Origin of the sequence: Rhizorhabdus wittichii (assembly GCF_017607425.1) — a bacterium.
Classification (GTDB): Bacteria; Pseudomonadota; Alphaproteobacteria; order Sphingomonadales; family Sphingomonadaceae; genus Rhizorhabdus; species Rhizorhabdus wittichii.
The window spans coordinates 2,795,060-2,816,536 of record NZ_CP059319.1 but is presented as its reverse complement, the minus strand read 5'-3'; the positions used below and the strand labels follow the sequence as shown (position 1 = coordinate 2,816,536).

General features: G+C 65.0%; 21 protein-coding genes. 8 read left to right on the top strand and 13 right to left on the bottom strand.

All coding sequences use genetic code 11. The features are described 5' to 3' along the window. The first annotated feature begins 20 nt into the window (after nt 1-20). Nucleotides 21-1,442, top strand: a complete 1,422-nt coding sequence (locus tag HRJ34_RS13220; protein WP_226948754.1) for an efflux transporter outer membrane subunit — start codon at nt 21-23, stop codon at nt 1,440-1,442. Nucleotides 1,443-1,486: 44 nt separating this feature from the next. Here the strand turns inward: HRJ34_RS13220 and HRJ34_RS13215 are convergent, their stop codons facing one another. From HRJ34_RS13215 to HRJ34_RS13180, 8 genes are all read right to left on the bottom strand, one after another. Beyond that, a complete protein-coding gene (locus tag HRJ34_RS13215) occupies nt 1,487-2,722 on the bottom strand; it encodes a TolC family protein (protein ID WP_016747683.1) in 1,236 nt (411 codons plus the stop codon). Continuing rightward, a complete protein-coding gene (locus tag HRJ34_RS13210; RefSeq protein WP_016747684.1) occupies nt 2,722-3,021 on the bottom strand; it encodes a DUF3240 family protein in 300 nt (99 codons plus the stop codon). The genes HRJ34_RS13215 and HRJ34_RS13210 overlap by 1 nt, the downstream gene beginning before the upstream one ends. Beyond that, nucleotides 3,014-6,085 carry an efflux RND transporter permease subunit gene (locus tag HRJ34_RS13205; protein WP_016747685.1) on the bottom strand — a complete coding sequence of 1,024 codons (3,072 nt, stop codon included), beginning with the start codon at nt 6,083-6,085 and terminating at the stop codon, nt 3,014-3,016. Before HRJ34_RS13205 ends, HRJ34_RS13210 begins: the two co-directional genes overlap by 8 nt. 7 nt (nt 6,086-6,092) lie before the next feature. Beyond that, entirely contained in the window at nt 6,093-7,205 is a 1,113-nt protein-coding gene (locus HRJ34_RS13200; protein ID WP_016747686.1) for an efflux RND transporter periplasmic adaptor subunit, read from the bottom strand. Between the two features lie 57 nt (nt 7,206-7,262). Then, a complete protein-coding gene (locus HRJ34_RS13195) occupies nt 7,263-8,279 on the bottom strand; it encodes a sensor histidine kinase (RefSeq protein ID WP_012049899.1) in 1,017 nt (338 codons plus the stop codon). Then, complete coding sequence (locus HRJ34_RS13190; protein ID WP_029549116.1) at nt 8,276-8,953, bottom strand: winged helix-turn-helix domain-containing protein; 678 nt, start codon at nt 8,951-8,953, stop codon at nt 8,276-8,278. The genes HRJ34_RS13195 and HRJ34_RS13190 overlap by 4 nt, the downstream gene beginning before the upstream one ends. A 75-nt stretch (nt 8,954-9,028) precedes the next feature. Beyond that, entirely contained in the window at nt 9,029-9,718 is a 690-nt protein-coding gene (locus HRJ34_RS13185; protein WP_012049901.1) for a cytochrome b/b6 domain-containing protein, read from the bottom strand. 71 nt (nt 9,719-9,789) lie between these two features. Then, nucleotides 9,790-10,491, bottom strand: a complete 702-nt coding sequence (locus HRJ34_RS13180; RefSeq protein WP_012049902.1) for a VIT1/CCC1 transporter family protein — start codon at nt 10,489-10,491, stop codon at nt 9,790-9,792. Nucleotides 10,492-10,658: 167 nt separating this feature from the next. Here HRJ34_RS13180 and HRJ34_RS13175 point away from each other — a divergent pair, with 167 nt between their 5' ends. Beyond that, a complete protein-coding gene (locus HRJ34_RS13175; protein ID WP_146001582.1) occupies nt 10,659-11,048 on the top strand; it encodes a hypothetical protein in 390 nt (129 codons plus the stop codon). A 306-nt stretch (nt 11,049-11,354) separates the two neighbouring features. Here HRJ34_RS13175 and HRJ34_RS13165 read toward each other — a convergent pair whose 3' ends face one another. From HRJ34_RS13165 to HRJ34_RS13155, 3 genes are read right to left on the bottom strand one after another with little or no spacing between them, the layout of a single operon-like run. Then, nucleotides 11,355-12,620 (bottom strand): TolC family outer membrane protein, encoded by a 1,266-nt coding sequence (locus HRJ34_RS13165; protein WP_012049904.1) that lies wholly within the window; start codon nt 12,618-12,620, stop codon nt 11,355-11,357. Beyond that, a complete protein-coding gene (locus HRJ34_RS13160; RefSeq protein WP_012049905.1) occupies nt 12,617-12,820 on the bottom strand; it encodes a YgaP family membrane protein in 204 nt (67 codons plus the stop codon). The genes HRJ34_RS13165 and HRJ34_RS13160 overlap by 4 nt, the downstream gene beginning before the upstream one ends. Nucleotides 12,821-12,846: 26 nt before the next feature. Then, nucleotides 12,847-14,124 (bottom strand): NAD(P)/FAD-dependent oxidoreductase, encoded by a 1,278-nt coding sequence (locus HRJ34_RS13155; RefSeq protein ID WP_029549117.1) that lies wholly within the window; start codon nt 14,122-14,124, stop codon nt 12,847-12,849. An 82-nt stretch (nt 14,125-14,206) separates the two neighbouring features. On the opposite strand from HRJ34_RS13155, the gene HRJ34_RS13150 reads away from it, so the two are divergent. From HRJ34_RS13150 to HRJ34_RS13125, 6 genes are all read left to right on the top strand, one after another. Then, complete coding sequence (locus HRJ34_RS13150; protein WP_012049907.1) at nt 14,207-14,545, top strand: rhodanese-like domain-containing protein; 339 nt, start codon at nt 14,207-14,209, stop codon at nt 14,543-14,545. 24 nt (nt 14,546-14,569) lie between these two features. Then, complete coding sequence (locus HRJ34_RS13145; protein WP_029549118.1) at nt 14,570-15,646, top strand: efflux RND transporter periplasmic adaptor subunit; 1,077 nt, start codon at nt 14,570-14,572, stop codon at nt 15,644-15,646. Next, nucleotides 15,643-18,861, top strand: a complete 3,219-nt coding sequence (locus HRJ34_RS13140) for an efflux RND transporter permease subunit (RefSeq protein WP_208634289.1) — start codon at nt 15,643-15,645, stop codon at nt 18,859-18,861. Before HRJ34_RS13145 ends, HRJ34_RS13140 begins: the two co-directional genes overlap by 4 nt. Continuing rightward, nucleotides 18,858-19,181 carry an ArsR/SmtB family transcription factor gene (locus HRJ34_RS13135; protein WP_012049910.1) on the top strand — a complete coding sequence of 108 codons (324 nt, stop codon included), beginning with the start codon at nt 18,858-18,860 and terminating at the stop codon, nt 19,179-19,181. Before HRJ34_RS13140 ends, HRJ34_RS13135 begins: the two co-directional genes overlap by 4 nt. A gap of 93 nt (nt 19,182-19,274) precedes the next feature. After that, on the top strand, nt 19,275-19,802 hold the full coding sequence (locus HRJ34_RS13130; RefSeq protein WP_226948755.1) for a Tll0287-like domain-containing protein: 528 nt from the start codon (nt 19,275-19,277) through the stop codon (nt 19,800-19,802). Nucleotides 19,803-19,852: 50 nt separating this feature from the next. Then, entirely contained in the window at nt 19,853-20,563 is a 711-nt protein-coding gene (locus tag HRJ34_RS13125; RefSeq protein ID WP_226948756.1) for a hypothetical protein, read from the top strand. A 36-nt stretch (nt 20,564-20,599) separates the two neighbouring features. Here the strand turns inward: HRJ34_RS13125 and HRJ34_RS13120 are convergent, their stop codons facing one another. Further along, a complete protein-coding gene (locus HRJ34_RS13120; protein ID WP_016747690.1) occupies nt 20,600-20,920 on the bottom strand; it encodes a hypothetical protein in 321 nt (106 codons plus the stop codon). A gap of 51 nt (nt 20,921-20,971) precedes the next feature. Next, nucleotides 20,972-21,391 carry a ferritin-like domain-containing protein gene (locus HRJ34_RS13115; RefSeq protein ID WP_012049913.1) on the bottom strand — a complete coding sequence of 140 codons (420 nt, stop codon included), beginning with the start codon at nt 21,389-21,391 and terminating at the stop codon, nt 20,972-20,974. Between the last annotated feature and the right edge of the window lie 86 nt (nt 21,392-21,477).

The following is a 21,477-nucleotide window of genomic DNA, read 5'->3' as shown; positions in this document are numbered from 1 at the left end:
ATCGACAGTTGCGTCTTGCGGTGGTGCTATTCAGCTGCATTTCGTTGACCGCCTGTGTCGTCGGCCCCGACTATCACGCGCCGCCTTCCGTGGACACGGGCAGCGGCTGGACCCAGGCAGCGGCGGGGGCGTCCGCCCCTGCCGACCTTGTCCGCTGGTGGTCAACGCTGGGCGACCCTGAACTGGAGAGACTGGTCGACACTGCACTGGCGCAAAATCTCGATATCCGTCAGGCAGCGGCGCGGATCGATGAAGCGCGCGCTCTGCGCGATCGGGCCGCTGGTCAGCAACTGCCCGCTGTTTCCGCAGGCGCCAGCGTGAACCGCCGCCGACAAAGCGAGAATGGCCCACTGCCGGTTGGTTCCATTCCGGGACTAGATGCGTCGCAGACAATCTATGATGCCGGCTTCGATGCTGCGTGGGAAGTCGACCTGTTTGGCGCCAATCGCCGGGCGCTGGAAGGCGCCAGCGCGCGGTTGCAGGCGACCCAAGCCGAAGCGCAGGGTGTACGTATGCGGATCGCGGCGGAGGTCGCTCGCACATGGTTCGAGGCGACTGGCGCCGGGGAAGAATTGCTTACGCAGCAGGCGACGGTCGCAACGTTGCAACAGACGCTGGACCTCATGCGCAGCCGTGCCGCTCTCGGCGATGTTTCCCGCGCCGATGTGGACGCAGCCTATGAGCGGTGGGCTGCCGCCAATGCCATGCTACCGGGCATTGCGGCGCGTCAGCGCGGAGCCGTGCTCGGTCTTGGCGTCCTGCTCGGCGCACCCCCGGAACGGGAACTGAAGCTGCTCGATACCGCCGCGCCGGCGCGCGTCCTGCCGGCACTGCCCGTAGGGGAACGCGCCGACATATTGCGTCGCCGCCCCGATGTTCTGGCTGCTGAACGGCGGCTTGCTGCCAGCACCGCTGATATCGGCGTCGCCACCGCGGAGCTTTTCCCCAAGCTGTCCATTGGTGCCGGCGGCGGCTTCCAGGCGCTCAGTCCGGGCGACTGGTTCGATTCGTCCAGCACCCGCTACTCCATCCTGCCGCTCATCTCTTGGCGATTGTTCGACGGCGGCCGTGTGCGCGCGGAGATACGTGTCCGGGAGGCTGCCCAGCGGCAGGCCGCGCTGGGTTATGAGCAGGCCGTGCTGGCGGCACTGGGAGATGCCGAGCGCACCTTGGGCGATTATAATGCAAGCTTGGATACATTGACACGTCATCAAGCGGCGCTGGATGCCTCGCGCCGCAGCTTTGATCATGCTGAAGCGCGCTTTGCCGCAGGCGATATCACGCGAATTGAGCTGCTTGCGGCCCAGCGCCTCCTTCATGAGGCCGAAACCGCAAATCTGCGCGCGCGGACGACAGCCGCTGTGCAGATGGTCGCATTATACAAGGCGATCGGAGGGGGTTGGAACCTGGCCGATACAGCTTTCGCTGCTCCCGGTTCGTGATCCTCGGACGTCCGACAACAGAGGGTGAAGCCACCGTGGTTCGATCACTCCCTGTCGACCGCCGCCCAGATGCTGTGCGAGTCGATTTCGAGCCTGAGTAGCGCCCGGTTTGCTTCGGAGCGGGCATCGATCTCCATGCGGCGCGCGTCATTGGTCTGCCGCTGCGCATAAAGGAGATCGGCCAGGTCGATCTGGCCAAGTTGATAGCCGCGAGCCGTCCTTGCGGCGGCATCGCCGGCGCTGCGGGCGGACGCTTCGGCGTTGGACCAGGCATTGAACCGGGTACGGGCGTTGGAAAGACCAGCATTGGCCATCGCCTCGACGGTGCGTGTCACGGCCGCCAGTTCCATGCGCGCGGCATTGGCCTCGGCCGAGGCCTGGTCGGCCGCCGCACGGCGATAACCGCCGCCCAGCGAGATCGAGGCGACGACACCCGCCCCTGTTTCCGTACCGCCGCGCTCGCTGAACAGGCGGACCCCGAAGGAAGGATCGGCGACGCGGTCGGCGCGAACCCGGCGTGCGGTGACGTCCAGCCGTTGCGCCTCCTTATCGGCGGCACCGATTTCGTGGCTGCGTTCGATCACCAGATCGCGCATGGCTTCCAGCCCATCGGCAGGCAGCACGGGTATCGCCAGCTCCGGCGGCTCGGGCGGAAGTGGAATGTCCGGAAAGGTCGCCACAAGCGTAACGCGCGCCTGTTCGCGTGAGGCGAGCGACGAGGCCGCCTGCGCGCGTGCCTGTGCCAGCGCGGCGGCAGCCTGATCGAGGTCAAGCTGCGCGGCATCCCGCAGCGCCACGCGCCGCGCTACGGCCGCCATCGATGCCTCCAGCCCCCGGACGGTGTCGAGATCGTTGCGATAATGGCTCCCGGCGGCCAGCCAGTCATGCCACAGGCCGGAGAAGACGAGCGCCGTCTGGTGCCGGACATCTTCCATCTGGTTCCGGGCAACCTCAACGCCCAGCGCCCCCGCCTCGCGATCAAGCGCTGCCTTGCCGGGCAGGCGGAAGGGACGGCTGATCGTCGTGTCGAACTCATTGAATCCGCCTTCGCGATCGACGGTGCGGCGTATATAGCTGCCGCTGACGGTCACCTCATGCGGACCTTTTCGCAGCATATCGCCCCGTGCCCGCGCCGCCTCGACGCGGGCAGCGGCTGCGGCAACGCTGGGATGATTGTCCAACGCCTCATTCACCCTGTCGGCGGGCGGCAAATCGGTGCGCTGTGCCAGGGCTGGCGATGCGGCCAGCAGCAGGCCGCAGGCGAGGAGCATGGCCCGCATCAGGCGATCCTTCCATGATCGAGCAGGCAGGTGGTTCGCCAGCGGACCGGCAGGTCGCGCCGAGCCTCCTCCACGGCATGAAGCAGGTCGGGCATCCTGTCCGCGCCGACGATCAGTTCGAGCGTGGCCCGCTTGAGCTCGCCGGACACTTTCTCCGCCGTTCCGGCATCGTCATAATCCTGGCCGCGGACGGATTCCGCGCAGATGTGGATAGGTGCCGGGGACACGGTGCGGATTGCGACCAGCAACGCTTCGGTGTCGCGGACGGCGCAATGGAGGGTGAACAGAAGGTCAGACATTTGCGATTTCCTCAGCGCTTTCGCCGAAGCGCTCGAACAGGATCGGCAGCAGGATCAGCGTCAACAAAGTGGAGGTGATGAGGCCGCCGATCACCACGATCGCCAGCGGCCGCTGAATTTCGGACCCGGGCCCGCTGGCGAACAGCAAGGGCACGAGGCCGAAAGCCGTGATGCTCGCGGTCATCAGCACGGGACGCAGCCGCCGCTGCGCGCCCAGCCGTACCGTCTCGGCCATGCTCAGCCCCTCGGCGCGGAGCTGGCGAAAATGGGCGACTAGAACCAGTCCGTTGAGCACGGCGATGCCGAGCAGCGCGATGAACCCCACCGATGCGGGAACGGAGAGATATTCACCCGACAGCCAGAGCGAGAGCAGCCCGCCGACCATCGCGAACGGGATATTCGCGAGGATGAGCAACGATGCCCTGAGTGAGCGGAGCGTTGCCAGCTGGACGAGAAAGATCAGCGCCAATGCGATCGGGATCACCAGCATCAGCCGCGCCGACGCGCGCTGCTGGTTTTCGAACTGGCCGCCCCAGACGATGCTGTAACCCGCAGGCAGCCTGACCCTGGCAGCGACGGCCGCCTTGGCCTCATCGACATAGCCGACCAGGTCGCGTCCCGAGACGAACGCCTGCACAAGTGCGAAGCGCGAGCCGTTCTCATGGTCGAGTTTCACCGGACCCTGCGTCCGCTCCACCCGCGCCATGTCGCTGACGCGCGCCAGCGTGCCATCGGGTGTGCGCAGTTGCAGATCGGCGAAGCGGGCCGGATCATTGCGGATGCTGTCATCGCCGCGGATCACGATAGGCACGCGCTTCTGCCCATCGGCGACGATCCCTGCGTGGACGCCCTCGACCTGCGCGCGCAGGGCATCCTGCATCTGGTCGATCGGCATTCCGAACCGTCCCGCCGCCGCGCGATCGATATCGAGCTGGAGATAATCCACGCTGTCATTGGCGACCGTCAGCACTTCCGAGGCGCCGTCAATGCCGGACAGCATGTGCTGGACCTGGCCCGCCAGATCGGCGAGCATCTGCGAATCGGGACCGAATATCTTCACCGCGAGATCGCCGCGCGCGCCGGTCAGCATTTCCGAGACACGCATTTCGATCGGTTGGGTGAAGCTGGCTTCGATGCCGGGCAATCCCTCTAGCGCCTTGCGGATTTCCTCGACCACGAAGTCCTTGTCACCCCGCCACTCAGATCGCGGCTTCAACTGGACGAAGCTGTCGGTTTCATTGAGGCCCATGGGGTCGAGGCCGATCTCGTCGGAACCAACGCGGGCGATCACATCCTCGACCTCCGGCACGGTGAGGAGTGCGCGCTGCACGGCCATGTCGCCGGCGACCGACTGGCTGAGGTTGATCGACGGCATCTTGGTGAGCTGGACGATCACCGAGCCCTCGTCCATCGTCGGCATGAAGGTCTTGCCGACGGCGCCATAAGCCAGACCCGCCAGCACCAGCCCGGCGGCGGACAGGCCATAGACCAGACGCTTGCGCGCGAACGCGCCGTCCAGCAGCGCGCGATAGCGCGGGCCAAGCTGGCGCATGATCCACGGATCGCCATGATGGCCGCTCTTGAGACCGAAGGAGGCGAGTACCGGCACAAGCGTCAGTGCGAGCAGCAAGGAGCCGAGCAGTGCAAAGACGATAGTGAGCGCGACCGGCGCGAACAGCTTGCCCTCCAGCCCCTGCAACGACAGCAGCGGAAGGAACACCAGCGCGATGATGACGATCCCCGCCGACACCGGCACGATCACCTCGCTGGTCGCGCGGAACACAAGGTTCAGCCGGGGCGTATCCTCGCCATGCGCGTGCCCCAGCCGCTCGACGACATTTTCGACCACGACCACCGCGCCATCGACCAGCAGCCCGATCGCGATGGCGAGGCCGCCCAGGCTCATCAGATTGGCGGACAGCCCCATGCCGCGCATGAACAGGAAGGTGATGAGCGCCGCCATCGGCAGGGTCACCGCGACGATCGCGGCGGCGCGCCAGTCGCCGAGAAACAGAATCAGCAGCACGACGACCAGCACGGTCGCCTCCAGCAACGCCTTCTCGACCGTGCCGACCGCGCGCTCGATCAGATCGGAGCGGTCGTAGAAGACATGGATTTGCGTGCCTTCGGGCAGGCCACTCTGCATCTCGGCGAGCCGTGTCCGCACGCCATCGACCACCTGGCGGGCGTCCGCGCCGCGCAGCGCGATGACGAGACCCTGCACGGCTTCGGCTTTGCCGCCGCGCGCGACCGCGCCATAACGAGTGAGACTGCCAATGCCGACGGTGGCGACATCGCCGAGCCGGACGATCCGTCCGTCGCGGCTGGCGATGACGAGCGACCCCAGATCCTCGACGGTGCGGATCGCGCCCACCGCGCGGACGATCAGTGCTTCCTCGCCGCTCGCGAGGCGGCCCGCGCCGTCATTGCGGTTGCCGCTTTCGATTGCGGTGCGCAGGTCGGCCACGGAGAGTTTCGCGCTCGCCAGCGCGACGGGATCGGGCCTGACCTCGAACGTGCGGACATAACCGCCCAGCGCGTTGACATCGGCGACGCCGGGCACCGTGCGCAGCGCGGGCCGGATCGTCCAGTCGAGCAGTTCGCGCTTCTGCTGGAGCGACAGCGGCCCTTCGATGGTGAACATGTAGACGTCGGAGAGCGGAGTCGAGATCGGGGCGAGGCCGCCGCTCACCGATGCCGGCAGATCGCCCATGACGCCCGAGAGGCGTTCGGTGACCTGCTGGCGCGCCCAATAGATGTCGGTGCCGTCGGTGAAGTCGATCGTGATGTCGGCAATGGCATATTTGGCGGTCGAGCGCAGGATTGCCTGATGGGGGATGCCGAGCATCTCCGTCTCGATCGGTGTGATGACGCGGCTTTCGACCTCCTCCGGCGTCATGCCGGGGGCCTTGAGGATCAGCTTCACCTGCGTCTGCGCGATGTTCGGGTAAGCATCGACGGGCAAGGTGGTGAAGGCCCAGACGCCAAGCCCCGCTGTGATTGTGGCGAGCACAAGAACAAGCAGGCGGTAAGAAAGCGCCGTGGCGACGAGCGAACGCAGCATGGTGGACCTACTGCGCCGAGGCGAGCGCCTTCAGCGCGCTCGTACCAGAGATCACCACCGGCTCACCTGGGCTGACTCCGGAGAGCAGCACGGTGCGGCCGTTACTGCTCCCCCCGCTTGTGACGGACCGGGCCACGAAGCCGCCGCGCACGGCGACGAACACCGCCGCTTTGCCGCCAATCATGGTGACGGCGGCATCGGGCACGCTCGCCGCGTCCGCTGGCGCGGGGCCAGCGATCACGATGCTGGTGGCCCGGCCCGCGACCATGCCGGGGCCACCGGGGATCTCCGCCTTGAGGCTCGCCGAGCGGGTGGTCGGATCGATCGTCGATCCCACCGCAATGATCCGGCCCACAAGATCGGGAAGCAGCCGCACGCTCATGCCGGGGCGGACTTGTCCAATCAGCCGCTCCGGCAATTGCCCGACCACCTCATAGCGATCCGCCGCGTCGATCACATAGGGCGCGGTGGTGCCGTCGACCGGATTGCCCGCCTGGATCGCGGCACTGGTAACGCGCCCCGCGATGGGGGCGGTGAGCGTATAAGAACCGTTGCCGCCATGGCCATTCACCAGCGCCAGGATGCGCGATTTCTCCGAAACGTCGGCGCGTGCCTCGGCAGCGACGGCATTGGCTTCATCCGCGCGAGCGCCGGCGATGATGCCTTCGCGGCTGAGCTGCGACAATCGCGCCGCATTGGCCTGTGCCACGCCGCTGCGCGCATGGGCCCGGCTGAGATCAGCGCCGATCGTCAGCACGTCGCGGCTCGCGATGATGGCGAGCGGCTGCCCGCGTTTCACGCTGTCACCTTCGACCACGAGGGTTCGCACCACCGTACCAGGAAAGGTTGCCGCCACCGCCACACGGGCATTGGCGGGGGGCTGAATCATCGCGGGTATGGTAGCGAGCGGCGCTTCCTCGGCCGCTGTCGCTGGAGCAATGCGGATTCCCATTTGCGTCGCGCGACGGGCATCCACGGCCAGAACCCCGCTTTCAGACCGGGCAGCGCTCTCCGTCGCCGGGAGGTTCGATCCGTTGGGTCGTGCGGCAAGCCACCACAAGCCAGTCAGGATCAAGGCAAGCGTGGCGCCGCCGGAAAGCAGGATCGTTCGTCTGGACATGACGCCCGGCTAAGGAACGTCCCTGACCGAATCCTGACACGATGCTGACGGGAATGGTCAGGGTTCGGGAAAGCGCAGAGCCAATTCGTGCAAGGTAGGATCGGTCGTGAGCGTACCGCCGTGGGCAGCCATGATCCGCTCGACAATGGCAAGGCCGAGGCCTGCGCCGGTCTTGCTCGCATGATCGGCGCGGCGGTGGCGTTGCACGAGGTCGCTGAGCCGATCCGGCGTCAGTCCCGGCCCCTCATCGCGTACCGCCAATATGGCGCCAGGGCCAACCCGGACCTGGATCGTCCCGCCGACAGGGGTAACGCGCGCGGCATTTTCGATCAGGTTGCGTAGGGCCGCGGCGACCGCCTCGCGGCGGATATTCACGATCGGCGGATGATCGCCGGTATCCAGCTCAATTGTCTTGGCGTCGGCGATGATGCCAGGGGCAACGGCTCCAACGACCTGAGTCGCGATCTCGGTGAGAGGCACCGGCTCCAGCGGCGTCTGGGCCGCCGCAGCAGCATCGATCTGCGCCAGCAGCATGAGCTGGTCGATCAGCCGGCGCATCGAGGCGACATCGTTCTTGAGGCGTGCGGCGTCCTCATGATCGAGCCGGTCGAGTTCGAGCGACAAGAGCGCCAGCGGTGTGCGCAGTTCGTGTGCGACATCGGCCGCGAACGCCTCCTGCCGCATTACGGCGTCATCGAGGCGCACGAGCAGATCATTGACGGCATCGGTGAAGGGCAAGGCCTCGGCAGGCATATGCGAGGCGTCAATCCGAAAACCCCGTTCATGCCCGCGCGCCGCTTCGATCTCGGCGGCGGCTTCCTCCAGAGGCAGGAATGCCTGGCGGATCACTCGTTGCACCATGATGGTGACCGGCACCAGCAGCACGACCAGCGGCAGCGCGACATGCTCCAGCATCTCCTTGATCGCGCGTAGTATCGCTGCTTGCGGATCGAGATGGGTGAAGGTGAAGCTGTAAAAGAACGCGACCGCTGCCAGCAGCAGCACGGTGCCGATTAGACCGATCAGACCCAGTCCGCGCCGCAAACGCCGGGAAACCGATCGGCGCCGCGTCATGCCGGGCCGTCCTTCAGCATATAGCCAACACCCCGAACGGTATGGAGCGTGCCCGGCATCGCCGCCTCGTCCAGCTTGCGGCGCAGACGCGAGACAGCGGCTTCCACTGCATTGGGAGTTACCGGATCGTTGAAGCTGTAGAGGGCGTTTTCAATGACATCGCGATGCACCACTGTTCCCGCCCGGCGCATCAGCAGTTCCAGCAAATCGGCCTCGCGGCGGGAGAGATCGACATTGCGATCCGCGATGCTTGCTGAGCGGCTTGCAGTGTCGAAGCAAAGCGTGCCGACTTCAATGACGGGTTGCGTCCTAACGCCAGGGCGGCGCAGGAGGGCGCGGATGCGCGCGGCGAGTTCATCGACCTCGACCGGCTTGACGACATAGTCGTCCGCACCTGCATCGAGGCCGGTGACGCGATCCTCGAGCGCGCCGCGAGCGGTCTGGATGATCGCGGGCGGCATCTGCTGATATTTGCGACGACCGGCGAGCCAGTCGATGCCGTCGCCATCGGGGAGGCCAAGATCGAGCACGATCGCGTCATATTGCGCGCCGGCCATTGCGTCGTCGGCTTGGGCAAGATCCAGCGCGATGTCGCACACGAAGCCTCGGCGTCGGAGGCCGTCGGCGATCAGTGCCGCCATCCGGTCATTATCTTCGACGACGAGCAGGCGCATGTCTTTTGAGGGCTTTCCCATGTGGGTGATGAAGGTGGGCCATAGCGTCTTCTATCAGGTCATCCCCGCAAGTCGTTAGTCGCGTTCGCCAGGGACGCCATGATGCGCCTCGCGGTGCTGAGGCGAGAAGGCCATCGGCTCCATCTTGAGAATCGCGATACTTGTCAGGACGATCGCCACGACTCCCAGCAGCATCGCAAAGATGCCCGGTGCCCGCGCGTCCTGCGCTCCGGGATGGAGGGCGCGTTTCTTGCGGCCGCCGATCATGGCGCGAACCAGATTCTCGCGGGTAACCGCCGACATCAGCAACACAGCACCGACATGGATGCCGATGAGGGCGAGCAGGCCATAGGCAAGGGCTTCGTGGAGATCCTCGTCCATACCACCTGCCGCGACGGCAATCCCGCTCCATAGAACGACCCCTGTGAGGCCGATAAGAGCGATCACTGCGATCGCGCCCAAGGGATTGTGCCCGATGGCGCGCTCGGGTCGGCCCGCCAGTAGTTCGCGGATGTGCCCGGCGATCGCTGAGGGTCTGATGAAATCCACAAAGCGGGCGTGCTCGCCGCCGACCAAGCCCCAGATCAGTCGGAAAGCGATCAACACCGCCGCGCTCCATCCTGCCACCATGTGCCAGGCCGCGATCGGGCTATCGCTTTCGGACGACAGGAAGGCGATCGTGATTGCCGCAACCAGCAGCCAGTGGAACAGCCGCAGCGGGGCATCCCAAACCTTGAATGTCTCTGCGCGATCAGAATGTGCCATGATGATCACCTTTCCAGGCGATGAGCTAGGAGCATAGGCTGACCGAATCCTGACGACATTTGGCGGGATATCTACACGACCGTTCCGAACAGCCGTCCGATACCGGCGGTCGCCGCCAGCGCCAGCGCCCCCCAGAAGGTGACCCGCAGCACCGATCGCGTGGGCGGCGCGCCTCCGGTCCAGGCCCCAAGCGCACCGAGAATGGCCAGAAACAACAGAGTTGCGACCACCTCGATCGGCACAAGGTTGGCTTGCGGCGCGATGGAGACGAGAAGCAGCGGCATGAGCGCGCCAGCGCTGAAGGTCAGCGCCGAAGTCAAAGCGGCCTGGAGCGGGCGCGCGCTCACCACCTCGGAAATCCCCAGCTCATCGCGCGCGTGGGCGCTTAGCGCATCGTGGGCCATAAGCTGATCAGCGACCTGCAGGGCCAGATTCTCGTCTAACCCGCGCGCGACATAGATGTCTGTCAACTCCTGGCGTTCGAAATCAGGCTGATCGACAAGTTCACCCGTCTCGCGTGCGAGATCGGCCTTCTCCGTATCAGCCTGAGAGCTGACAGAAACATATTCGCCGGCGGCCATCGACATGGCGCCCGCCACCAGCGCGGCGGTGCCCGCCACATAAATGCTGGTCTTGTCGGCTCCAGAAGCCGCGACGCCGACGATCAGGCTCGCGGTAGAGACGATGCCGTCATTGGCGCCCAGCACTGCCGCGCGCAGCCAGCCGATGCGGGACACCGCATGGCGCTCAGGATGGGCTCTCAATCGGCTCATATGCCCCTCATGGAAAGCAGCAACCTCGTCAACCTTTGCTGACAAAACCCTGACGACGAGTATATTGCATCTCTCTCACCCATCTTGGCTTATCGCTCATCTATTTGTTATTTCAGGATGATTATGACGTCCTGCCTCACCCTTTTTCTGGCTGTCTTGGGGGGTGGTTGCCGCAGAAACAGAAGCGCAATCTTGCCGCTGCGGGTGAGGCTCCGGTGGCGCGGCAGAGCAACATAATTCTTGGTCTGGGGCTGTTTGCTCTTTCGTCGCTGCCTTTCGCGCAATTGTTTGCCGCGGCGGGGCTGGCGCGTGTGCGCCTGCTGAATTTTACCGCAGCGTTCTTTGCGGGAGGTCTCGTTTCCTATTCCCTCTACGCAGCAAGCGCCAAGGAGGGGTTGCGCGGAACGAGCCTCGGCGACGCTTTTGCGAGCACGTTGAAAAGCTCATGTGGTATCGCTCTGCAAATCGGGATGATTCTCCTTCTGATACGGTTCATGCAAATTGATTGGAGCCGGTTCCTGCCCAGGACTGCTGATCAGGCTACGTCGAAAACATAGAATTGAACAATGCTCGCCGTTCGTTGCACGAGGACGTAGGTTCTGCCCACGAAACTCAGATTCGATCTTTCTCAAATTGATCGAAGGCTTCGGCGGCCTGTGCGGCATACATGAGGCTGGGACCGGCGCCCATGTAGAGTGCCATCCCCATCGTCTCCATTACCTCGTCGCGAGTGGCGCCCTATTTGACTGCCGTCTTGGCATGGAAAAGCTACACAGCCATTGCAGCGTATTGCCACGGAGATTGCGAGGGCGATGAGCTCCTTTTGGACCAATCCTTGTGCAAAGTGTCTCCCGTGCGAAAATTCAGCGCCCGAGGAGGGCGAGCAGCCGGTAGGCTGCAACGATGCGATCGCCTTGCGCCCGGGCCTCGCTCACGGCGGCCGCGATGGCTTCGCGTTCGGCATCAAGCAGATCGAGCTGCGGCTTCATGCCGACGCGGACCTCATGGCGAACGCTGTCCCGTGCCTGCGCAGCGGCAAGGGCTTGTTGACCAGCGGCGGTTTCGACCAGCACGGCGGATCGAACGCCCTGAAAGGCGCTGATCGTCTGTTCATCGACGGCGGACCGCGCCGCACGCTCGCGCGCATCGGCAGCTCTAACCGCGCTGTCGGTTTCGGTGATCTTCGCCGAGACGCGCCCACCGGAGAATAATTGCCAGCGCGCCCGCACGCCGACCGTGGCGCCGTCGGCACGATAGTCGGGGAAGAACTGGTCGCGGATCGTGGAGCCTTCCGCGAATGCCCCGACCGTGGGCAAGCGTTCCGCTCGCGCGCCTCTCGCGCCAGCGCGCGCGGCCTCCAATGCGGCTTCGGCCTGGGCGAGAGCAGGGTTGTTCGCCCGCGCAATGTCGAGCGCTTCATCGAGCGATCCCGGCATGGCCGGGTTTGCCGGAAGGGGCTGCAAATCCTGCGGCGCCAGGCCGGTCAGATTGGTGAACCGCGCATCGGCCGAGACGGCAACGCCGCGCGCAGCTTCAAGCGCGGCCTGGGCTTCGGCAAGACGGGCCGCGGCCTGGGCGACATCGGTGCTGGGGCTTTCCCCGGCCTTGAAGCGAAGTCGAGCCTGGCGCTGGATCTCCTCCATCTGGCCGACCATCTGTTCGTAGAGCACGACCATGCGGTGCGTGGTCAGCACGTCCCCATAGGCCTGGACCGTCGCGACGACGATTTGGCTTCGCGTCATGCTTTCGCCCGCGTGCGCGGCCTCGCTCCCGGCTTTCGCCTGCGCGATCCCGGCGCTGACCCTGCCGCCCATGAACAACGGTTGCTCGATGGTGAGCTGCGCAGCGCGGGGGGTGACGTTCGCAGCCGGAAGCCCGAAATAGCCCTGCGGATCGAGGCGGCCATAGCCGATCGTCCCGCTCAGCGTCGCGCTGGGAAGGCCCTGGCCTCTGGCTTCCTTGATCCGGGCATCGGCGGCATCCGCGTCAGCACGGGCCGCTTCTATTTCGGGCGCATGGTTCATGGCGGCCGCGATCGCCTCTTCCAGCGTCGTCGCCTGGGCCGGCATGGCGACGCTCGCGAGCAGGCAGGCCAAGAGGGGGCGGGGGAGCGCCCTCTTGCGGATCATTTGAAGGCGGTCCCCGGACGGACGCCCAGCGCCTTGAATACCATCGCGGCGGGGCAGAAGCCGGTGAAGCTGGCCTGTATCATGTTGAGGCCGGCGAAAGCGGTGAGCGCGATCCACCACGGATGCACGGTCAGCGACAGGACGACACCCAGCAACACGACACATCCGGCGAACGCCATCACGGCACGATCGAGAGTCATCTTTGCACTCCTTCGCTAAATGACGATCAGAAACGCAGCTTGCGGATGCCCATGACGTGCATCGCCAGCTTTTCGTAGAAAGGCTCGCTCTCGCCCTTGCGGACTTTGCGCAGGAAATATTTCTCGAAGCCGATCTTGGCCAAATGGACCCACTTGCCGCTGGATGCCCAATTGACGTTGCGCGGCGGAATCTGGGGCTGGGCGACGAAAGCCACGCCGCCATCGCCGAAGTCGGCAAGGCAGACGGCGTTCCATGTCGCTTCGGCGGTCGGCTCCCTGCCCTCGAGGATCAAAGCGAGGTTGGCGGCGATCGCCGTCACCATGGATTCGATCATGAAGCCGGTCTTGGGCACGCCCACCGGCACCGGGGTCGGTCCGGTCGGCGGAATGGCGACGCAAACACCGAGCGCGAATATTTCCGGAAACGCCGGATTGCGCTGGTGCTTGTCGATGATGATGAAGCCGCGGGGATTAGTCAGCCCCTCGATATTGCTGACCGCGGGAACGCCGCGGAAGGCCGGGAGCATCATCGAATAGCCGAAGGGCAGATCATGCGCCTTCTTGACCGAGCCATCATCGTTCACTTCCTCGACGTGCATGAGGCCGGCGTCGACCTTGGCGACGCGCGCATTGGTGATCCATTTGATATGACGGTCGCGCAGCTCGCTTTCGAGCAGGCTCTTGGTGTCGCCGACGCCATCGAGGCCGAGATGTCCGATATAGGGTTCGGCGGTGACGAAGGTCATCGGCACCTTGTCACGGATCTTGCGCCGGCGCAGCTCGGTGTCGAGGATCAGCGCAAATTCATAGGCCGGGCCGTAGCAGGACGCGCCCTGGACCGCGCCGACGACGATCGGGCCGGGATTTTCCACGAAGGCGTCGAAGGCATCGGCCGCGTCGGCGGCATGTGCGGTCTGACAGACGGAGACGGTATGGCCTTGCGGCCCCAGCCCTTCGATCTCGTTAAAGGCCAGATCGGGGCCGGTCGCGATTACAAGATAATCGTAAGTGATTGATGTTCCGTCATTGAGTTCGAGTCGCTTTTCGCTCGCATGGAGTCGCTTGGCGCCGACCGAGGTAAAGCCGATCTTCTTTTTCGCGAACACCGGGGGGAGATGGACCTGAATCGCCTCCGGCTCGCGCCAGCGCACGGCGACCCACGGATTGGAGGGGATGAAGCTATAGGTATCCGTGTCGGATACGGTCATCACGTCGGCGCGGCCTTTGACGGCGGCCTTGATCTCATAGGAGGCGATCGTGCCTCCCAGACCTGCGCCCAATACCACGATCAACGGCTTGCCCATCTGCGATCCTTCCTCATTCAATGACATTGACTAATATAATCATTACACGTTATATGCAATCCACAAATTGAAAGAGGCAACCATGTTCGGATTCAAGAAACGTGATGCTCACCGCGAGATCGGCCCCGCCGAGCTGGACGCCATGCTGAAGGACGGCAAAGCGCTGCTGATCGACGTGCGCGAGGCCGGCGAGTTTGCGACCGGCCACATCGCAGGCGCAGTAAACATGCCGCTGTCGGGCTTTTCACCTCGTAACATCCCTGATCCCGAAGGACGGACGGTCGTGCTGCAATGCGCGGGCGGGCGGCGTTCCGGGCAGGCGCTCGACCAGTGCGCGCAGGCCCAGAGCGCGATCGACACGCATCTCGCCGGCGGCATCGGCGCATGGAAAGACGCCGGTTTGCCGGTGCTCGGCGGCTAAGGGCGAAAGAGGGGAATGAGCGGCATGATGAGCGGCAGGGGCAAGTGGCTCTGGTTGGCAAGCGCCGCGTTGGCGTTATCGGCGTGCGGCAGTCAGCCGGAGCAGGACGAGGCGTCGGCGACATTGCCCGCAGGCGACATGGTGCGACTCGTCCCCAAGGAGATCGCGGATATGAAGGCAGTTGGTGCGGAGATCGCCACCCGCGACCAGGCCGAAGTCCTCGCCCGCATCCCCGGCATATTGACCTCCCTTTCGGTGCGCGCCGGGGATACGGTGCAGAAGGGCCAGCGCATCGGCATGATCGTCGACTCGCGGCTTGGCTACGAGACGAGCGCCTACGGTGCGCAGGCGGCCGCCGCTCAGGCGGAAGCGGCGCGTGCCAATGCGGACCTCGCGCGCATCCGCGACCTCTACAACAACGGCGTCTATGCGAAGGCGCGTCTGGATCAGGCCGTCGCCGCCGCCCGCGCGGCCGACGCGCAGGTTGCCGCAGCGCGGGCGCAGCAGGGCGCCAGTGCCAGCGTCGCGGGGCAGGGGGCGGTGATCGCCCCGGCAAGCGGGCGTGTGCTGCGCGCCGATATTCCCGCAGGCGCGCCGGTCGCGCCGGGCATGTCGATCGCGACCGTCACCGCAGGCCCGCCCGTCCTACGCTTGATGCTGCCAGAATCCGTTGCCGGACAGATCCGACCCGGCGCGCGCGTGATCGTTGACGATCCAGCATTGAATGATGGCGGACAAAATAATGCAGGGGTGCCTTCTGGGTCGCGCCAGGGCAGCGTGACGCAGGTCTATCCTGCGATCACCGGAGGCCAGGTTCGTGTCGATGCGACGCTGCCTGGCCTCTCAACGCAATTCGTCGGCCGCCGCGTGAGCGCATCGGTCGAGATCGGCACGCGCAAGGCACTGGTGGTGCCGCGCACATTCGTCACCACGCGCTACGGGATAGATCAGGTTCAGGTTGTGAGCGAAGGCAAGCGGCTTAGCATGGTGCCGGTCCAGATCGCGCCGACGGCCGACCCCGCCATGGTCGAGATCTTGAGCGGTGTGTCTGCCGGCGACACGTTGTTCTCCCCCGGCAAGCCCAAGGCTACGCGCCCATGAATCTCGGCATTTCCGGTCGCCTCACCAGGGCCACCATTGCCTCGCCCTTGACGCCGCTGTTTCTCCTCGCGGCGATCGCCGTTGGTCTGCTGGCTCTTCTTTCCATCCCCCGGGAGGAGGAGCCGCAGATCAGCGTGCCGATGGTGGACATTCAGGTGATGGCCCCAGGCCTCTCCGCCGCCGACGCGACCGAACTGGTCGGCATCCCATTGGAGACGATCGTCAAGAGCGTAGATGGCGTGGAGCATGTCTATACGCAGGCGCAAGACGACGGGGTGATGGTGACGGCCCGCTTCCTCGTCGGATCGAACCCCGAGGACGCGGCGATCCGGATCGAGGAAAAGCTGCGCGCCAATTGGGACAGGAAGCCCGTCGGCATCCCCGATCCCAAGGTGACGGTGCGCGGCATCAATGATGTGCCGGCTGTCGTCCTGACCCTTACACCCAAGCCCGGAGCCGCAGGCCAGTGGAACGACGCGAGCCTCTACGAGCTGGCCTTCAAGCTGCGCACCGAGATCGCCAAGGTCGATAATGTCGGCATCAGCTTCCTTGTCGGCGGACGCCCCGAGGAAATCCGCATCGCGCCCGATCCGACGAAGCTGCGCCAATATGGCGTGCCGCTGGGCAGCGTGATCGAGGCCGCGAGCCAGGCCAATCGCAGCTTCCCGCTGGGCAATATCCGCGAGGATGGCAAGGCGGTCGGCGTGACCGCGGGCCGCACGCTGTCGTCGGCGCAGGAAGTGGGATTGCTTACCGTGCGGTCCGGCGCTGGCGCCCCTGTCTATCTGCGCGACGTTGCCAGCGTCACGCAGGGGCCGCGCGAGGATCAGGCCCGCGCGTGGCGCTGGTCGAAGTCGGACAATGGGGCCGAGAACGGCAAATGGCATTCCGCGCCTGCCGTCAGCATCGCTTTCGCCAAGCGGGCCGGGGCCAATGCCGTTGTCGTTTCCGACGCCATCCTTGAGCGCGTCGACAGCCTGAAAGGCAAGCTGATCCCCGATGACGTCACGGTCGCGGTCACGCGCAACTATGGCGAGACGGCGAACGAGAAGGCAAACGAGCTGCTGTTCCATCTGGCGCTGGCGACCGTTTCGATCGTGGTGCTGATCGGCTTCGCGATCGGGTGGCGCGAGGCCGGTGTGACCGCCGTGGTCATCCCGACGACGATCCTGCTCACCATGTTCGCGTCGAACTTGATGGGCTACACGATCAACCGCGTCAGCCTGTTCGCGCTCATCTTCTCCATCGGCATCCTCGTGGACGACGCGATCGTCATGATCGAGAATATCGCCCGCCATTGGGCGATGGACGATGACCGCAGCCGCGCCCAGGCGGCGATCGAGGCGGTGGCCGAAGTCGGCAATCCGACCGTGGTCGCCACCTTGACCGTGGTCGCGGCGCTGCTTCCGATGCTGTTCGTGTCGGGATTGATGGGGCCGTATATGGCGCCGATCCCGGTCAACGCTTCGGCCGCGATGATCTTCTCGTTCTTCGTCGCGGTCGTGATCGCGCCGTGGCTGATGATCCGCTTTGCCCGCAAGACGCTGGCAGCGGGCCACGGCCACGATGAAAGCGGCGGCAAGCTGGGGCAGCTCTATGCCCGCGTCGCGCATCGCGTGATCGACACACGCACGTCCGCGCGCAACTTCCTGATCGGCGTCGGTGTGGCGACGCTGGTCGCCTGTTCGATGTTCTACTTCAAGGCTGTGACCGTGAAGCTACTTCCCTTCGACAACAAGTCGGAGGTTCAGGTGGTGGTCGACATGCCGGAAGGCACCGCGCTCGAAAATACGGGCCGCGTGCTGGAAGACGTTGCCGGCATCGTGCGCGGCCTGCCCGAAGCAACGTCTATGGAGGCCTATGTCGGCACATCGGCGCCGTTCAACTTCAACGGCCTTGTCCGGCACTATTTCCTGCGTTCGCAGCCCGAACAGGGCGACGTCATGGTGACGCTGCTGCCCAAGGGCGAGCGCAGCCGGTCGAGCCACCAGATCGCGCTTGACCTGCGCCAGCGGTTGAAGGCGCTGAAGCTCCCTGAAACCGCGTCGATCAAGGTGGTCGAGACGCCTCCGGGGCCGCCCGTGCTCGCGACCTTGCTCGCCGAGGTCTATGGCCCCGATGCGGCCACGCGCGAAAAAACGGCGACGGAGGTTGAGAAAATTTTCAAATCCGTCCCCTTCATCGTCGACGTCGACAACAGTTTTGGAACGCCGCGGCCCAAGTTGCGTCTCGACATCCAGCGCGACCGCATCGACTATTATGGCCTCTCGCAGCGCCAGATCGCCGACAGCATCGGAATGCTCATGGGGAGCCAGACGGTCGGCTATGCGCCGCGCGGCGATGGCCGCACGCCGCTTCCGATCACCATCGCGCTCGAACAGAAGGACCGGAGCTGGACGCAGGCCTTGTCGAGCACACCCGTCGCGCAAACGCCGGGCGGCCAGCTCATCGACCTGGGCGCGGTCGTCGATGCTCGCACCGAGACGGGAAGCCCCGCCATCTTCCGCCGCGATGGTCGCTATGCCGACATGGTGACGGCCGAGCTTGCCGGGGCCTATGAAGCGCCGATCTACGGCATGTTGGCCGTCGATCGCGCCGTGGACGACCATGATTGGGCGGCCCAGGGGCTGGTGAAGCCGCAAATCCGCCTCAATGGGCAACCCGAGGATGAAAGCGTGCCGTCGATGCTCTGGGACGGCGAATGGGAGATCACCTGGGTCACATTCCGCGACATGGGCGGGGCCTTCATGGTCGCCTTGCTGGGGATCTACATACTCGTCGTCGCGCAGTTCAGGAGCTTCCGCCTGCCGCTGGTCATCTTGACTCCGGTGCCGCTGACCCTTGTCGGCATCGTCATCGGGCATATGCTGTTCCGCGCGCCGTTCACCGCGACGTCGATGATCGGCTTCATCGCGCTCGCCGGCATCATCGTGCGAAACTCTATCCTGCTGGTCGACTTCATCAGGCATTCGGCAACGCCCGACAAATCCCTGCGCGATGTCCTGCTCGAAGCGGGAACGATCCGGTTCAAGCCGATCGTCCTCACCGCCGCCGCGGCAATGATCGGCGCGGCCGTCATCCTGACCGACCCGATCTTTCAGGGGCTCGCTATTTCGCTGCTGTTCGGCCTTGCGTCCTCGACGCTGCTGACCGTGCTGGTTATTCCGGCCATTTACATTGTGCTCCGAGATGATGGGAAGCCTGCAACCAGATGATGCCGCTCGATACGCCCTTCGCGCTCCTCGCTCAGCACGCCGCCCAAGCGGCGAGCGTGCTGAAGCTGCTCGCCAATGAACAGCGCTTGCTGATTCTGTGCCGGTTGACGCAGGGTGAATTTGCCGTTGGGCAGATGGTGGAGCTGTGCGAGCAATCGCAGTCCAGCGTTTCGCAGCACCTTGGAAAGCTGCGTGAAGGTGGCCTAGTCAAGACCCGCCGAGACGGCACGACCATCTACTACAGCCTTGCCGACGAGGACGTTCGCAAGCTGATCGACATGCTGTGCGACCGCTTCGGGCCGGCTGCTGGGCAGTCCTGAGAAATCCCGATGCGCCGCGTGGTCCTTCCGTTGCTCTCTGGTCTGGCGTTATCGGCCTGTGCGCCGCACGAGCTGGGTGACGATCGGGCAAGGATGGCCGAGGAAGCGCAAGCACGATCCGAGATCCTGGCCGATCGTTTCCAGAAGGAATTGCTGAGCGCGCTTACGGCCGCGATGGCGGCCGAGGGGCCGCAAGGTGCTATCGGCGTCTGTTCGAGCATCGCCCCGGCACTTGCGGCGCAGCTCTCGGAGGAAAGTGGAGCGAGTGTGCGACGCACCGCGCTCAAGACCCGCAACCCCGCCGCCAAGGCCGATGCGGCGGAGCAGCGCGTCATGGCGAGCTGGGCCGCCGCGCCGATCGACGATGAAGGTCGACCCAAGCGCTGGACGGCACGGGAGGGCGGCGAATATCGTTATATGCGCGCCATACCCACCATGCCGATGTGCCTTGCCTGTCATGGCGAAAACATCGCGCCCGAAGTGACGGCGGCGATCCGCGCGCATTATCCCGAAGATCAGGCAACGGGCTTTGCACCGGGCCAGCTTCGCGGAGCCTTTTCGATTCGGTGGGAGGATGCCGCCCTGGCGCGCGCGATCAGGAACGGGGGTGGAGGCCAATGAGGTCAGGCGCTCTTGTCCGTCTGTCGGCGCTTATCCTTGCCGGCCTTCCCGTGACGGCCGCGGCCGAACCGACCGATCTTGTCATTCGCGTCATCAGCGAAGGCGGCAAATTCGTCGGCACGTCGATGGGCGGGGCCGAGATCATCCTCCGCGACGTGCGAAGCGGCGAAGTGCTCGCACACGGCCGCACGGCGGGATCGACCGGCGACACGGCCCGGATCATGACGGGAGGCCCGCGCGGCACGCCGCTTGCCGACGAGGCATCGGCCGCCTTCAGGACGCGGATCGACATCGACGAACCGAGGTTGGTCGAAGTCGTGGCTTATGGCCCGCTCGCACAGCCACAGGCAGCGGTGCGCGTCACCGCCCAGCGCTGGATCGTGCCGGGACGACCCGCGACGCAGGGCGATGGTTGGGTTCTCGAACTGCCCGGCCTCGTGGTCGATCTTGTCGAACCGGCTGCGCACCAGCGCGGCGGCGTAGGCGCGAGCGTGCGGCTCGCGGCCAACGTCGCCTTGATGTGCGGTTGTCCGATCGAGCCTGGCGGTATCTGGGATGCGGCGCGCTATGACGTGCGGGCCACTATCCGGCACGACGGTCGGCCCGCCGGCGAGGTCCGCCTGTCCTATGGCGGCCGAACCGGCTATTTCACCGGCGCATTCCCTGCTGACATGGCTGGCGCCTATGCCGTTACCGTGACGGCCATCGACACCAAGACCGGCGCGACCGGCGTCGACGCGAGCAGTATCCTCGTTCCCTGATCCCGCCGATCCGACGCCACCACCGGCCAGCGAGGCTCACTTCCAGTCGGTAAGTGCTTCGAGCCTGTCAAAGTCGATCCCGCCATGCCAGTCCCCTCGGGTCTGACGCCAGCAGCAGTATCCAAGGAAAAACTCTTCGCGCGTCTCGAATAGAAAATGTGCCCAACTGATACTCAGAACGTCTTCTGACATTTCGCCAAACGCACCGCCAAGGGCCAGGTCGCCCCAATGCGCCAGTTCCGGATATAGGACACGGAGCTTCGCGATTTCGGCGCGGGTTTCGTCGGAATACTCGCCGGGGTCTGTTTCATGCCCGGGCCGCACAAAGATCGACGCATCAAAAACAAACTTGGTCACACTTCATTCCTTCAGGCCCTCGCTCTCGACGCTACGAGGAGCTTCCTTGTATCACACGCGGCCTCGATCTTGTTCGCGTTCCAGGCATCGCTTGAACGCCGGAAGGTGGCGCTCGCGCGAGGCGGCTTGCAGATTTTCCATGACCTGTCGCGCGGCAGGATCGTCGATCATTGGAATCAGCCGATCGTAGAGCGCTATATTTTCGATCTCGCCTTCGACGGCGCTTTCGCAAGCCTCTTTCAACGTCGCCGGCGCCGATACCTTTCCGGTCCACGGATTTGGCGGAACGGTCAGCCCAAGGCGCCGGAGCTGGCGTTCGAGCGCCGAAGCGTGGCGTTGTTCGGCCTCAATGATGTTGGAGAAGGGCCGCACCGGGCCGAACTTGTCGATTACGGCCGCATAGCTCGCCTCTGCCTTCCGCTCATCATCGAGCGCATCGAGCAGGATCTTCGCCAGCTCTATCGAAGCCATCGCCTTGTCCTTTCTGCCGTTGGAGATTCGGGCGTCAGTCTATCATGCTTACACAATTATTCTATATTTGTATTGAGGCTTGGCCG